General features: G+C 35.8%; 15 protein-coding genes. 4 read left to right on the top strand and 11 right to left on the bottom strand.

Features of this window, described 5'->3' with window-relative positions; translation table 11 throughout:
• Window positions 1–111: 111 nt before the first annotated feature.
• Both ACEYOS_RS14985 and ACEYOS_RS14990 read right to left on the bottom strand, forming a co-directional pair.
• On the bottom strand, window positions 112–1,074 hold the full coding sequence (locus ACEYOS_RS14985; protein WP_373709117.1) for an outer membrane protein assembly factor BamD: 963 nt from the start codon (window positions 1,072–1,074) through the stop codon (window positions 112–114).
• A 109-nt stretch (window positions 1,075–1,183) separates the two neighbouring features.
• Complete coding sequence (locus tag ACEYOS_RS14990; protein WP_373709118.1) at window positions 1,184–1,810, bottom strand: TetR/AcrR family transcriptional regulator; 627 nt, start codon at window positions 1,808–1,810, stop codon at window positions 1,184–1,186.
• A gap of 70 nt (window positions 1,811–1,880) precedes the next feature.
• On the opposite strand from ACEYOS_RS14990, the gene ACEYOS_RS14995 reads away from it, so the two are divergent.
• The 4 genes from ACEYOS_RS14995 to ACEYOS_RS15010 all read left to right on the top strand — a co-directional run bounded on the left by ACEYOS_RS14995 (window position 1,881) and on the right by ACEYOS_RS15010 (window position 4,347).
• Window positions 1,881–2,543, top strand: coding sequence for a TatD family hydrolase (locus ACEYOS_RS14995; RefSeq protein ID WP_373709119.1), 663 nt, complete (start codon window positions 1,881–1,883; stop codon window positions 2,541–2,543).
• Window positions 2,536–3,264 (top strand): ThiF family adenylyltransferase, encoded by a 729-nt coding sequence (locus tag ACEYOS_RS15000; protein ID WP_373709158.1) that lies wholly within the window; start codon window positions 2,536–2,538, stop codon window positions 3,262–3,264. The genes ACEYOS_RS14995 and ACEYOS_RS15000 overlap by 8 nt, the downstream gene beginning before the upstream one ends.
• Window positions 3,257–3,637 carry a ribonuclease P protein component gene (rnpA, locus tag ACEYOS_RS15005; RefSeq protein ID WP_373709120.1) on the top strand — a complete coding sequence of 127 codons (381 nt, stop codon included), beginning with the start codon at window positions 3,257–3,259 and terminating at the stop codon, window positions 3,635–3,637. Before ACEYOS_RS15000 ends, rnpA begins: the two co-directional genes overlap by 8 nt.
• Before the next feature lie 62 nt (window positions 3,638–3,699).
• Window positions 3,700–4,347, top strand: coding sequence for a DUF4126 domain-containing protein (locus ACEYOS_RS15010; protein WP_373709121.1), 648 nt, complete (start codon window positions 3,700–3,702; stop codon window positions 4,345–4,347).
• Between the two features lie 32 nt (window positions 4,348–4,379).
• Here ACEYOS_RS15010 and ACEYOS_RS15015 read toward each other — a convergent pair whose 3' ends face one another.
• From ACEYOS_RS15015 to ACEYOS_RS15055, 9 genes are all read right to left on the bottom strand, one after another.
• Window positions 4,380–6,635, bottom strand: coding sequence for a hypothetical protein (locus ACEYOS_RS15015; RefSeq protein ID WP_373709122.1), 2,256 nt, complete (start codon window positions 6,633–6,635; stop codon window positions 4,380–4,382).
• On the bottom strand, window positions 6,635–7,192 hold the full coding sequence (locus ACEYOS_RS15020; protein ID WP_373709123.1) for an LptE family protein: 558 nt from the start codon (window positions 7,190–7,192) through the stop codon (window positions 6,635–6,637). The genes ACEYOS_RS15015 and ACEYOS_RS15020 overlap by 1 nt, the downstream gene beginning before the upstream one ends.
• Window positions 7,192–8,463, bottom strand: coding sequence for a sigma-54 interaction domain-containing protein (locus tag ACEYOS_RS15025; protein WP_373709124.1), 1,272 nt, complete (start codon window positions 8,461–8,463; stop codon window positions 7,192–7,194). Before ACEYOS_RS15025 ends, ACEYOS_RS15020 begins: the two co-directional genes overlap by 1 nt.
• A 105-nt stretch (window positions 8,464–8,568) precedes the next feature.
• Window positions 8,569–8,943 carry a DUF1016 N-terminal domain-containing protein gene (locus ACEYOS_RS15030; RefSeq protein ID WP_373709125.1) on the bottom strand — a complete coding sequence of 125 codons (375 nt, stop codon included), beginning with the start codon at window positions 8,941–8,943 and terminating at the stop codon, window positions 8,569–8,571.
• Between the two features lie 249 nt (window positions 8,944–9,192).
• Window positions 9,193–10,626, bottom strand: a complete 1,434-nt coding sequence (gene miaB, locus ACEYOS_RS15035; RefSeq protein WP_373709126.1) for a tRNA (N6-isopentenyl adenosine(37)-C2)-methylthiotransferase MiaB — start codon at window positions 10,624–10,626, stop codon at window positions 9,193–9,195.
• 86 nt (window positions 10,627–10,712) lie between these two features.
• Window positions 10,713–11,429 (bottom strand): energy transducer TonB, encoded by a 717-nt coding sequence (locus tag ACEYOS_RS15040; protein WP_373709127.1) that lies wholly within the window; start codon window positions 11,427–11,429, stop codon window positions 10,713–10,715.
• A gap of 19 nt (window positions 11,430–11,448) precedes the next feature.
• Complete coding sequence (locus ACEYOS_RS15045; protein ID WP_373709128.1) at window positions 11,449–11,853, bottom strand: hypothetical protein; 405 nt, start codon at window positions 11,851–11,853, stop codon at window positions 11,449–11,451.
• A gap of 22 nt (window positions 11,854–11,875) precedes the next feature.
• Window positions 11,876–12,583 carry an energy transducer TonB gene (locus tag ACEYOS_RS15050; protein WP_373709129.1) on the bottom strand — a complete coding sequence of 236 codons (708 nt, stop codon included), beginning with the start codon at window positions 12,581–12,583 and terminating at the stop codon, window positions 11,876–11,878.
• 72 nt (window positions 12,584–12,655) lie between these two features.
• Entirely contained in the window at window positions 12,656–13,147 is a 492-nt protein-coding gene (locus ACEYOS_RS15055; protein ID WP_373709130.1) for a hypothetical protein, read from the bottom strand.
• Between the last annotated feature and the right edge of the window lie 109 nt (window positions 13,148–13,256).

The raw sequence follows: 13,256 nt of genomic DNA on the forward strand, positions 1-13,256 counted from the left end.
CGTTTTCTTCGATTTTATCTCTATCGTAAGTTATTGTACTTAATTCGGCTTTAGAATCTTTTACGCTCATTTTCAGTTGGTTGTTATATTTTGAGTTTGCAAATATACGGATTACTTTTTGATTTTGAAAGTAGCTGCTGGAGTAGGATTTGCCAGCGCTGCGCTGTCTCTTCTTCCTTGCTCGGCACTGCGTTTGTCTTTTTCCAGGTTCATCGCCGCTTCAGCTTCTTGCTGTTTGTCTTTCATTTCTTTATTCCTGGCTTCTACTTTCTTCTCCAATTCAGCAAAAGTTTCTTTTTCTTTTACTAATTTGCTTTGAAGATCTGCAGCAGTTTTTGCATTATCAGTTCCCGGCACTTCTCTTTCGATTTGTTTGGTGAACGATAAAGCAGTTTCGATACGGTCTTTTTTCAAACCATAAACTGAATTTACAGCCAATTCATATTTCGATTTCAACATGTAATCGTAAATCTTCGTACGCAGTTTGGTACTTGGGAAATCATCTAACACATTTTCAAAAGCCGTACTTGCAGCTTTATAATCAGCCATCTTGTAGTATTGCTTCGCGTTTTCGTAAGCCTTAAATTCTAATTTATAAGTCAACTCATCAATTAATTTATCGATGTTCTTCGATCTCTCAGAATCGGGATAGTTGTTAAGGAAAGTTTGCATTTCATTAATCGCTAAATCCGTACTGGTTTGATCCAGGTTGTAATCCATACTACCTTCGTAGTAACATAATGCCGACATGTAAGCTGCTTCTTCTGCGCGGGCATCCTGTGGAAATGTTACTGAGAAATTCTTGAATTGGTGCCCAGCCAATTTGTAGTTCTTATCGTAGTAATTTGCGTACGCAGAATTATAAACGACATTTGCAGCGTCATCTGTTCCTGCTACTAAGTTGGAAAGTCTTTCATAAAGAGCCAAAGCGTTGGTCCACTTTTTCTTTTCGAAATTTTCGTTCGCTACTTTTAAGATATAATCTTTATCTGCACTTTTCAATGCTAAATCCTGTTGCCTGTTGCAGGCAGATAATGCAAAGAATGCAAGTGTAATAATCAAATACTTTTTCATAAATATAATATAGCAGACCTTATTATTAAATGTAATTTCTGCGGTTCAGGGTGCAAAAATATAACTTTTTTATCAATAGATATTTTTTTATGATAATTTAACTATTATTTTAATCCGGTTGGTACCCTAAAAGCGAAAAAACAGTCACTAAAAGGTTTGCCAGGATCTTTTTCTCAGCTTCTTCCAGATAGTTCTCTTCTTTACCAGAAACATAGAGCTCGTAGAAGTTCTTATTCCGAATCACGAAGAGTGATGAACCGACAATTAGTGTTAGAATATCTTCTGGTTTCGGCGCATTTGTAAAAACGCCAGAAGCAACTCCTTTTTTAATGACGTCATCAATTTTGGTCGTGAAAGTAGTGTAGAATTCGAGTAGATCTTCTTTTAAATGTTCGGTATGACGAAGTTCTTGTGTTACAAAACCGTGAAAATAATTGAATTTAAATAATTGATTTACTACATATTTAATCAATTCTTTCATCTGCATTTCAGATTTTCCTTCTCTGATAATTTCCGCAAATTCTGCAAAACTCTCTCTGGTTTTTTGTACTCGATATCTGTAGAGATAAGACATCATTTTTTCTTTTGACCCAAAATAATAGGAGATCATGGCGACATTAATGTTGGCGCTGGTAGAAATATCGCGGACAGAAGTTCCCTCAAAACCCTTTTTAGCAATGAGTTTTTCTGCGACGTTAAGTATATGGATTTGTTTTTCAGTAAATTTTTTTTTCATCGGTGTGGTTGTATTTAGTAAAGTTAAATAAAATATAATACAATTTAAAACAAATGTTTAATCAACAGGAATGCCTTTTTTGTTATTTTTGAGGATGACTTATTTCGATTTCCATCATCATCGTTTAGAAAAAGAAACCGGAATTTATAATTTAGGTTTTCGGGAAAGTATACCAAAAGGTTTTTTTTCGGCTGGAATTCATCCTCATTTTAGTGCGGAAAATATTGATCAGAAATTTGATTGGTTACAGAAAATTTCGAAACATAAAAATTGTCTGGCAATTGGGGAATGTGGTTTAGATGGACTTATTGATATTGATGATGAAATTCAGGAAAACGTCTTTCAGCGTCAAATTGAACTCGCCAATGAGATCAGTAAACCTTTAATTATTCATTGCGTCAGAAGATATTCACAATTGATTAGCTTTCAAAAAGAAGCAAAAGTTCCGATGATTATTCACGGTTTCAACAAAAGAAAAACCATCGGTGACGAATTACAAAAACACGATTTTTATTTAAGTTTTGGAAAATCTGTGTTGCAAAATGTAAATTTGCAGAAATTTGTAAAACAGTTTCCGACTGAAAAACTTTTTCTGGAAACTGATGCTGAAGATTTTGAAATAGAATTGCTCTATCAAAAAGTAGCAGATTTAAAAAGTATAAAAGTTGAAAATCTGGTTCAACACATTGAAGAAAACTTAAAAATATTTAATATTCCCATTGATGATAAATAAAGACTGGCTCGAACGGACAGAATTACTGATTAAAGAGGAAGGTTTAGAAAAACTGCAGAATGCAAATCTTCTGGTAATTGGGTTGGGCGGCGTTGGTTCCTTCGCGGCTGAGTTTTTAGCGAGAGCAGGTATCGGAAAAATGACGATTGTTGATGGTGATACGGTTGACTTAACAAATATTAATCGGCAACTTCCAGCCTTGAACTCAACGATCGGAAAACCGAAGGTAGAAATAGTTGGTGAGCGACTTTTAGACATTAATCCAGATTTACAATTGACTCAACTCAATCAATTCTTAAATCCTGAAGACATGGAAACCATCTTTGATCATCAACATTATGATTACGTGCTAGACTGTATTGACAGTGTTTCACCGAAGGTTACCTTGATTCTAAATGCCCGCCGAAGAAAAATTAAAATCGTCAGCTGCATGGGTGCTGGCGGAAAAATGGATCCGTCCAAAGTTTTGGTTCGGGATATTCATAAAACCCAGAGTTGCCATCTTGCGAAACAGGTTCGGAAACGCTTGAAAAAAGAAAATATTGACAAGGGAATTCGGTGCGTTTTCTCGACAGAAATTCAGGATGAAGAAAGTTTGAAAATGACTGATGGTAGTAATTTCAAAAGGTCTTTCTACGGAACGATCAGTTATATACCGGCAATTTTTGGTTTGTATGCGGCAGCGGAAGTCATTAATTATTTAATAAAAAAAGATGAGTGATTTCAAACTTCCGAAAGAAGAAAAATTGAAGCATAAAAAACATATCGCTTTGCTTTTTGAAAAAGGCAAATGGAAAACGTGCGATAATTTGCGAATTATGACGCTGAATTTAGATATGAAACCTCAGGAAGATTTCTCTTTTGACCATCAAAAAATAGGAGTTTCTGTTTCTAAAAAACATTTTAAGAGAGCGCACGATCGTAATAGAATCAAAAGATTATTGCGAGAATGTTATCGTCTAAATAAAAATCTCTTTGTAGAAAAATTTGGGACGAACTCATTATCAATGGTTTTTTGGGTTTCTAAAGAAATGCCAGATCATTTTAAAGTGGTAGAAGAAAATTTTTTAAAACTTTGTGAATCAATAAAGTAAATGCAGAATCATAGCACGTTTTTTGTAAATTTGGTTTACTAATAATCTAAAAATTCACAAAGATGTTTGATAATATTCCGTATTTGCCTTATGTTTTGAGTGCTTTTATGGGCATTGGTTTAGCTGCCGCAACTGGTTTTCGAGTTTTTTTGCCCATGTTTGCCGTAAGTCTTGCTTCTTATATGGGTTGGATTCCGATGAACGAAAATTTTCATTGGCTTGCCGGCTTACCGGTTTTAATTACCACCGGAATTGCGACCGTTGTTGAAATTCTCGCTTATTACATTCCTTTTATTGATCACCTTTTAGATACGATGTCGATTCCCTTAGCTACTATTGCGGGCTCTGTCATGTTTGCGAGTCAGTTCGCTGACATGGGAACATTTCCACAATGGGCTTTGGCTTTGATCGCAGGTGGTGGCACTGCCGCTGCAATTAGTTCTGGTTTTGCTGGAACGCGTGCAGCATCTACGGCGACAACTGGAGGTTTGGGGAATTCTGTGGTTGCGACAACGGAAACTGCCGGCGCAGGAGTAATGTCCATTTTGGCAATGACTGCGCCAATAATCGCCTTTATCGCGACCATTATTTTGATTGTTATTGTCTTGGTTTTAGGTAGAAAACTTTGGCGGAAATTTCGAAATTTTAATACAGATCGAAATTCAAAAACTATCAATGTTGAAGCCGTTAATCGGAAAAATATAGAATGAAAATAACCCACTATTTGTAGTGGGTTATTCTTTTATTTATTCTGACGTAATTCTTTGATTTGTTTGATCTTATCGTCGAAGTGAGGTTTTTTATCAGGATGTTTTTCGGACAGAATCCCAAAGGCTTTAATTGCTTTCGCGTAGAGCTTTTGTTCGGTGTAAAGATTGGCCAATGTCTCCGTCATCAAATGGGAAATATCGTCATTTCTTTCTTTAATAACGAAATCTGATTCTTCTTTTAATTTTGAGATTCTTGGCTCTTTTTCGATGAAGTTTTCAATGACTTTATTTTTAATTTCTGTAATTGAAATTTCAATTTTTTCCTTTGCGACTTCTTTAGTCCGGTCGATTTTTAACCAACTTTGCCACGTATTGATAAAGTTCGGAACATTGCTGTCTTCCAATATTTCAGTTGGTTTTTTCTCTTCAACTAAAGGTTGGATTTCTTCCTTCTTATTTTCTTTTTCTTGCGCCGAAACGTTTTGAGTAAAGAAAGACACATTGAAAATTGGACGTTCTGCAGCTGGAGTTTCCTCTTTTAAAGTTTCCTTTTCAGCTTGCTTAATAATGGAAGGTTTTGGCGTTTCAACTTCTTCTTTTTTAACAGAAGTTTCCTCGGTCGTTTTAGAAATTAAAGCATCTGGAATATTGGAAGCGAAAGACATTGGCTTCCATTCTGATTTCTTTTCTTGATCTGCTTCTACTTCCTTCTCAATTGATTCTTCAACAATTGAGGTAGATTGTAACTCTATTTTTTCTTCAGTTGATGGTTGTTCTTCTGTGATTATTTCCTCTTCAAGATCTTCTTCTTCTTTTTCAATAACTGCAGGTTTTTTATCTGCTGCTTTTTCAAGATCAAAACTTTGTGTTTCAGAAAAATTTACTTCAGCACTTTTCGGTGTCTCGTCTTTTTCTGCTGAGGATTTTTTCTGCGATTTTGAAGCTTTCATCTTTGCTTCTACTTCTGCAATGAGACGTTGCATTTCGGCTTCATGTTTATTTAAAGCAGGTTTTTCAACTTCTTTAAATTCTTCTTTCTTAGGGTTAGAGCTAATTTTAACATCCGGTAAAAACTCAGCAGTGGCATGAAAACTCAATTTACTGCTGTCTTCAATCGTAGTCTCCTCTTCAGAAATGGACTCTTCTTCAATAATAACTTCCTTACTGAAATTTTCAGCGTCTGTAGTTTCGGTAAAGTTATGGACATCTTCTGTTTCAGGATTTTCGGTAGGCGTTTCTACATTTACTTCTGGTAAAAACGCTTCGGTTTCATGAAAACTTACATTAGATGGGTTTTCAATTAAATCTTTTTCTTCTGAAATGATTTCCTCTTTAACAATGATCTCTTTGCTAAAGGTTTCGGCATCATCAGTTTCTGAAAATTTTGGAAGATTGTTTGTTGCTGCATCTTCAATCGACGATTCTACTTTTGGTAAAAACGCTTCGGTTTCATAAAAACTTACATTAGATGGGTTTTCAATTAAATCTTTTTCTTCCGAAATGATTTCCTCTTCAACAATGATCTCTTTGCTAAAGGTTTCAGCATCATCAGTTTCCGAAAATTTTGGAAGATCGTCTGTTGCTGAATCAGCAATCGGTGCTTCTACTTTTACTTCTGGTAAAAATTCTTCGGTTTCATGAAGACTTACATTAGATGAGTTTTCAATTAAATCTTTTTCTTCCGAAATGATTTCCTCTTCAACAATGGTCTCTTTGCTAAAGGTTTCGGCATCTTTTGCTTCTACAAATACTGGTTTTTCTGCTGGATTGACTGCAACTTCCGATTTTTGGGTTACAATTTGTCCAGATTCGATGGTCGATTCTAAATCAATGATTTCAATTTCACGCTCTAAAAAATCTTCTTCGCCTTCAAATAAAATCCTGTTTAATTCACCATTAACGAAAACGGGTTTTGGAGCTTCAATTTCTTTAGACTCAATTTCTGTGAATTTATTCTTTGGTTCTTCTGATAAAACTTCATTTTCGGCTACTACTTCTGGCGCAGTTTCAATTTCGGGTTTTGTTTCTTCAACAATAGCAGATGAAGGTTTTGATTTTTCTACTGAATTAATCAACTGATAAAGAATTTTTTTATCGGTCGTATATGCTGCGGTTACAGAAAGTTCGTTGGCGTAATTTTCTGGCTTCAAGCGGTGCGTTCCCAATAAATGCAACGCACGTAAACTTTGAATGTAGGGATGTTTATTGATCTCACCGTTCAGCAATTCCAAATCTTTGATTTGAAATAATTCTGGGTTTTTTGCTAATTCTAAAATTCTTCCGTTCATTACCAATTGGCTACAATATCATTAAAAATTTTATTGATGATTCTTTCATTTACCACTTTAACCTGAGAAGTTTCAATAGTATTAATGTCTAAATCGCTACTGAAAACTGCTTCGTCAGAATAAGTTCGGTCGAAACTTTTACTTTCCTCATTCGGAACATTGTTTTCGTAGTGGACTCTAACCGTAATAGTCAGTTTATTTTGGGCTGCCTGAATATTTCCACCTGGCGCGTTCACCGAACTGGATATGGTGGTTGGCGTGATCGAATAATCTGTAATCTCTCCTTCGATCAGAATGTCTGGTTTTTCCTTCGTTCCTTTTAAAGTTGTTCGTTGCAAAAACCGATTTTGAATCGCTGTTGAAAATTCTTGTGACAAACTCGCATTCATCAGGGGTGCATTGTTTGGGAAATCGCGAATTTCAATCGTCTTCGTTTCTGGACTTAAAGAGGAACCCGTGAAGCTGTAACAATTTAAGATTAGAAAAAATATAGAAAGTAGAGAAAAGACCTTCAGTCCTCTCTGCAACGTATGATTTGTTAGCTGAAATTTCTTCATTAGTCTTCTAAATTATATTGTTTGATTTTGCGATACAAGGTTCTTTGAGAAATTCCCAACTCGTCTGCCGCTTTATTTCGTCTGCCTTTGTGTTTGTCTAACGCTCTGACAATCAATTCTCTTTCGTTGTTTTGAAGCGATAGTGAATCCTCTTTTGTTTCTTCAATTTCGATATCTTCTACATCTTCATAATCTTCATCTGCTTTGGAGATCACAGAATTTTGATATTGCTTCTGATTTTCAAAATAAAGCATTGAGCCTGGATTCTGAACTTGCGTATCTGGCGTAAAAACTCTGTTGATCAGATTCTTTTCCTGATGACTGAAATCGCTGTTTTCGCGATTTTTGATCAATTCGGAAGTTAAGGATTTTAAATCATTCAAGTCATTTCTCATATCAAAAAGGATTTTATACATGATCTCTCTTTCTGAATTAAATTCGTTGGAAGAAATGCCGCTTCCTTTTTGAATAACCGCTGGAAGCTGCGTCTGCATTGGAATGTATTCGGCTAACTTAACAGAATTTACTGACCTTTCCTGTTCAACAACCGTCATTTGTTCTACTAAATTTCGCAACTGACGGATATTTCCAGGAAAGGGATAGTTTTCTAAATACTGAACGGCATCATCACTTAAAACCAATTCGGGCATTCTGTATTTTTCGGCAAAATCAATGGCGAATTTTCTGAAGAGCAAATGAATGTCTCCTTTTCTCTCACGCAAAGCGGGCATATCAATTTGCACCGTATTGAGTCGATAATATAAATCCTCCCGAAATCTTCCGTCATTAATAGCGCGTAACATATTAACGTTGGTTGCAGCTACGATTCTTACATTTGTTTTTTGAACTTGCGAAGAACCTACTTTCATAAACTCACCACTTTCTAACACGCGAAGTAAACGAACTTGCGTTTGGACAGGTAATTCTCCAACTTCATCTAAAAATATAGTTCCGCCATCTGCTACTTCGAAATATCCTTTTCGGGTTGAAGTTGCTCCGGTAAATGCTCCTTTTTCGTGACCAAAAAGTTCAGAATCAATGGTTCCCTCTGGAATTGCACCACAGTTGACGACGATATAAGGTTGGTGTTTTCTCTTGGATTCTCCGTGGATAATTTTAGGAATAAATTCCTTTCCAACTCCACTTTCACCCATTACCAAAACAGAAATATCTGTTGGAGCAACCTGAATTGCTTTTTGTAAAGCACGATTGAGAACCGGATAATTCCCAATGATTCCGAAGCGTGTTTTTATAGATTGTAAGTCTGTCATTTTTCTTTATATAATTTACAATGTAAAAATTACAGTGTTTTTTTAAGTATTCTCTTCTAAGAGCTTTTTCAAACGATTCGCTTTTATCTTGACAAAAGTTAATTCCTACGGTTTTGTTTTCGTCTGACCAATTTCAGATTTCACAGACACTGTCTGCGGAATTTTATTTTGTAAAACAGCAGAAGGTGTCTGCTGAATTTGTTCGGAATAGAAAATGTGAAAATTTCTCATTTGTCGCAAATTAGTTTCGGAAAAACCTTTCCCAAATTTTTCAGTTAAATGAACTGATAAATCTTTCAACAAATTCTTTCCATATTCTGCGCGGTTTTCTCCACCTTGCTCATCTTCTACAATCATTCTACCGATTTCAAAATAAGTAAGGACCATGGTTTGATTTACTGCCACAACAACTTTCTTCCTTGCATTTTCTAACAATGCCGAAATGTTTTTTAAAAGCTGGATGTTTTGTAAATCTTTCATTCGATTTTAAAGAATTATCCTTTGTCTTTTTACTATTTTCTTTTTTTTCGCTTTACTTGCAGCCCGACTTGACTCTGTTATTTTATTTCTTTTAATTGAATCGTCTAACCATTTCAGTAGGTTTGAACGGAGCTCTTTTTGCACGGAGCGAAGCGTAGTGCAAAAAAGCGGGAGTGGAACGCGGAAATGTCTGCCATAAAAAAAATTCAAAACAAACATTTGATTTTACTAAATGTCTGCTTCAAAAAGCTAAACTGTTTTCCCTAAAAGTGTTCCCTGCGTATTTCCATGCACGAAAACGGTCACAAGGTCACCTAATTTTTGACCTTCGAGTTTATCGAAAACGCAAACTGCATTTTGAGAATTACGGCCTTTCCATTGGTTTTCATTCTTTCTGGAAGTTCCTTCGATTAAAACTTCATGATTTCTACCCACGTAACCCTGCATTCTTTTACGGGAAAGTTCACCTTGTAAAGCAATGACTTCTGCCAATCTTCTTTGTTTAACATCTGCCGGAATATCATCGACCATTTTCTTTTCTGCCGGAGTTCCCGGACGCTCGGAATAAGAGAACATGTAGCCGTAATCGTATTCTACTTCACGCATTAAGCTTAAAGTTAACTGATGATCTTCTTCGGTTTCACCACAGAACCCGATGATCATATCCTGGGAAAATGAAACTCCAGGAAGCAATTCTTTTGCTTTATTGATAAGTGCTAAATATTCTGCGCGTGTATGTTGACGGTTCATTTTCTCCAACATTCTGTCGCTTCCACTTTGAACGGGAAGGTGAACATATTTGCAGATATTGTCGTATTTCGCCATGACTTTGAAAACTTCTGTGCTCATGTCGTGCGGATTGGATGTGGAGAATCTCAATCTCATTTGCGGAACTGCAAGCGCCACCATTTCCATCAACTGCGCAAAATTAATTGCGGTTAATTGCTGAATTTCACTTGCCTTTTTAAAGTCCTTTTTGGCGCCACCTCCGAACCAAAGATAAGAATCTACGTTTTGGCCAAGTAGGGTAATTTCTTTGTAACCGTTGTTCCACAGTTCTTTACATTCTTCAATAATAGAATGAGGATCGCGGCTACGTTCACGTCCACGGGTAAATGGAACAACGCAGAAGGTGCACATATTATCGCAACCACGCGTGATCGTCACGAAAGCTGTAACGCCGTTTCCGCCTAAACGAACCGGACTGATATCAGCGTAGGTTTCTTCTTTAGATAGTATAACATTGATCGCATCTCGGCCGCCTTCAGTTTCCTTTAATAAATTGGGTAAATCTCTGTAAGCATCGGGTCCAACAACCAGATCAACTAACTGCTCTTCTTCTAAAAACTTAGTTTTCAACCGTTCAGCCATGCAACCCAAAACGCCCACGGTTAAGCTTGGTTTTTCTTTTTTCAAATTTTTGAATTGAGAAAGTCGCATCCGAACCGTTTGTTCAGCTTTGTCACGAATAGAACAAGTATTTAATAAAATTAAATCTGCTTCTTCGGGAACTAAAGTCGTATTGTAACCTTGGTCGTTTAGGATGGAAGCAACAATCTCAGAATCAGAGAAATTCATCTGGCAGCCGTAGCTTTCCAGGAAAAGTTTCTTTCCGTTTTCTGGTTTTTCTGCGATAGCGAAAGCTTCGCCCTGTTTAGTTTCGTCTATATATTTTTCTTGCACCGTAATAAATTTTTAGATTTTGAATTTTAGATTTTAAATTCAAAATACGAGTGCAAATATACAAATTTCTATGACAGAATGGCAGATTAGTGAAAAGTAAAATGAATCGGAATTCTAAGATTAGTCTTAATTGGAACACCATGAAAACTTCCTGGTTTCCACCTGTATTTTAGATACTGGATTCCTTTAATAATGCTGGTGTCAAATCTTTCGTAACCGGTTTTATCTAAGAGACGTATGTCCTCCATTTGACCGTTTTCATTGACTTCGAACGCGATTCTGAGGGTGAATTCTCCGTTTGTGTTATCCAAATTTGGGATCCTAATTGCGCCGGTAAGTTTGTTTCTGAATTTCTGTAAGCCTCCAGGGAATTCGGGTTGTGTAATGTATTTTGCAGCTGCATAACCATCAGGGAAATTTTCAAATAAATCATCCAAGTAAATGGGGATCTCAGCCACAGCAGGCATTTTTTTATCTTGATAAATTGCGGGATTCCAGCCAGTCATTTCGGGCAATACTTTTTTAATGGTTTCGTAAGTGCATTTGTTCCTCTCTAATTTTTCTTCATTCTGTTCCTTCACGATCTTTACCGAAGCATCTTCGTAAACAACTACTTTTAATACATACATTTCCTGTCTGTTTTCACACGGAGTAATGTTCTCATCTTTTAAAATTTGATGGAAATCTTTGTAGAAAGCTATATCGCCACCCGTATAGGAAACTTGATTTTCTGGGTAACGCTCTAAAAATTGAGCACAAACTAAGGTGGAAAATAGTATTGAAAGCAAATAAAATATTCTCATGCGGTCGATATTTTAGTAATTAATCGTGATCGTAAACTTCGGTCGTAAAATCGATTTTATAGTAATAAATAGAGTTTACAGCTTTATTTTCTTTTTGGGCTGGCTGCCAGTTTTTATGTGTTTTGCGCAGTACATAATTCAAATCATCCAATAGTAGTTGATCATTTTTGAATTTCGGTTTCATGTCTATGATTTTAGCCAAGCCATTCTCATTAATATAAAGAGCAAAAGTAACGACGCCATTAATGACATAGTTTTCAGCTACCGTATAAGTGATTGCACGCTTGAAATCTTTATCCAACTTTTCTTTCCCCAGTTTGTAAAAAGCATCTTTCTCCCATTCTTTGGAAACTGTATTTGTGTTTTGTTGAGCGCCAAATAATGAAGCGGCAAAAAGCAAGAGAAACAAAAAGGTGTTTTTCATAATTCTTTAAATTGGCACTTTTTTAATTTGCGAAAGCGATCGGCAATCTGAATTTGTAGCGTACTGGAATTCCATGAATCGTACCGGGTTTCCATTTGTTTTTTATTTTTGAGAGTGAAGTAATGAGCATATCGTCGAAAACTTTTATGCCTGAAGATTCTGCCAACTCGATGTTGCTCATCGTTCCATCTATTTCAATATAAAAAGTGGCTTCCATTCGAACTGGTGCTTTGAAATTATAACCACGAATATCAATTCCTTGGAAAACTTTTTTTCTGAATTGCTGGATTCCACCTTCATAAGTCGCCATTTGTAAATCGTTAATCGGGTCGTAACCTGCTGGCAAGTCACCAAAGAGTTCATTCGGAATTATAAGGAAGGTAGTTGCTGCCGCCACCTTTTCTCCATTAACTTCTGCGGGATTCCAACCTTTCATATGTTTCACCACTTGTTTTGAAAGTTCGGAAGTACACTTGTAGCTTGCTGCGATCGGGTCTTCGGACTTTACATATTTAATGCTTTTATCAGGATAAACCACCAGTCGAAAGTGTAGAGTTTCATTTTTGTCTGCGCAAGGTTCCATGTTTTTATCTTTTAAAATGTGGTGAAAATCCTTGTAAAATTGAACGTTTCCGCCAATGTAAGCTGTTTGCTTATCGGGATACATTTCGTAAATCGTTTGGGAGCACATCAGGGAACTGCAGAATAGAAAAAGTAGATATTTTTGCACGGATATTTTTTTTAAAAATAAGAAAACTCTGCGATTTCTCACAGAGTTTTAAAAATATAGTTTGCGTTTTATTTAAACATCAATGCTTTCAGTTACAAAGTTAAGTTTAATTCTTATTTTGGAATTCACGGGAATTCCATTGCATTTTGAAGGTGTCCAGTTTTTCTTGATTTTTTTAACGGCAAATTTTAAATCTTTTAAAAAGCCATCGCTGTTTTCAACTTTTGGAATTACATTTAAATCGACCACTTTTCCTTCTCTGTCAATAGACATTTGAAGAAAGAATGTTCCATTGACCACATAAATTTCTTTATCAACATAAGCAGAAATATAACGGTAAAGTTCTCTATTAAATGCAGTGTCGCCTCCCTCAAACTGTGCTCTTCTAAATTCAGCATCCACATAACAGGAGTTAGGTTGATAATAATCGTAAGGTTTTTGAATATCGACCCTAAAGTAATTTTTACTGGTTTCTGAAAAAAAGAATCCTTCTTGCATGTCCTCTATTTCTTGCGCCTGAAAGAAGACAGATGTGAAAATGAAAAGGAAAAATAACTTTTTCATACTATTACTTTTAAAAGGTAAATTTACGAAAAACCCTTTGATAAAAATGGTTCAGAACATGACATTACAACACTTCAATTTGATTTTTTAGTAAGTCTTCGAATTCTTC

The sequence above is a fragment of the Kaistella sp. genome, assembly GCF_041824135.1.
In the GTDB taxonomy this organism is placed as follows: domain Bacteria; phylum Bacteroidota; class Bacteroidia; order Flavobacteriales; family Weeksellaceae; genus Kaistella.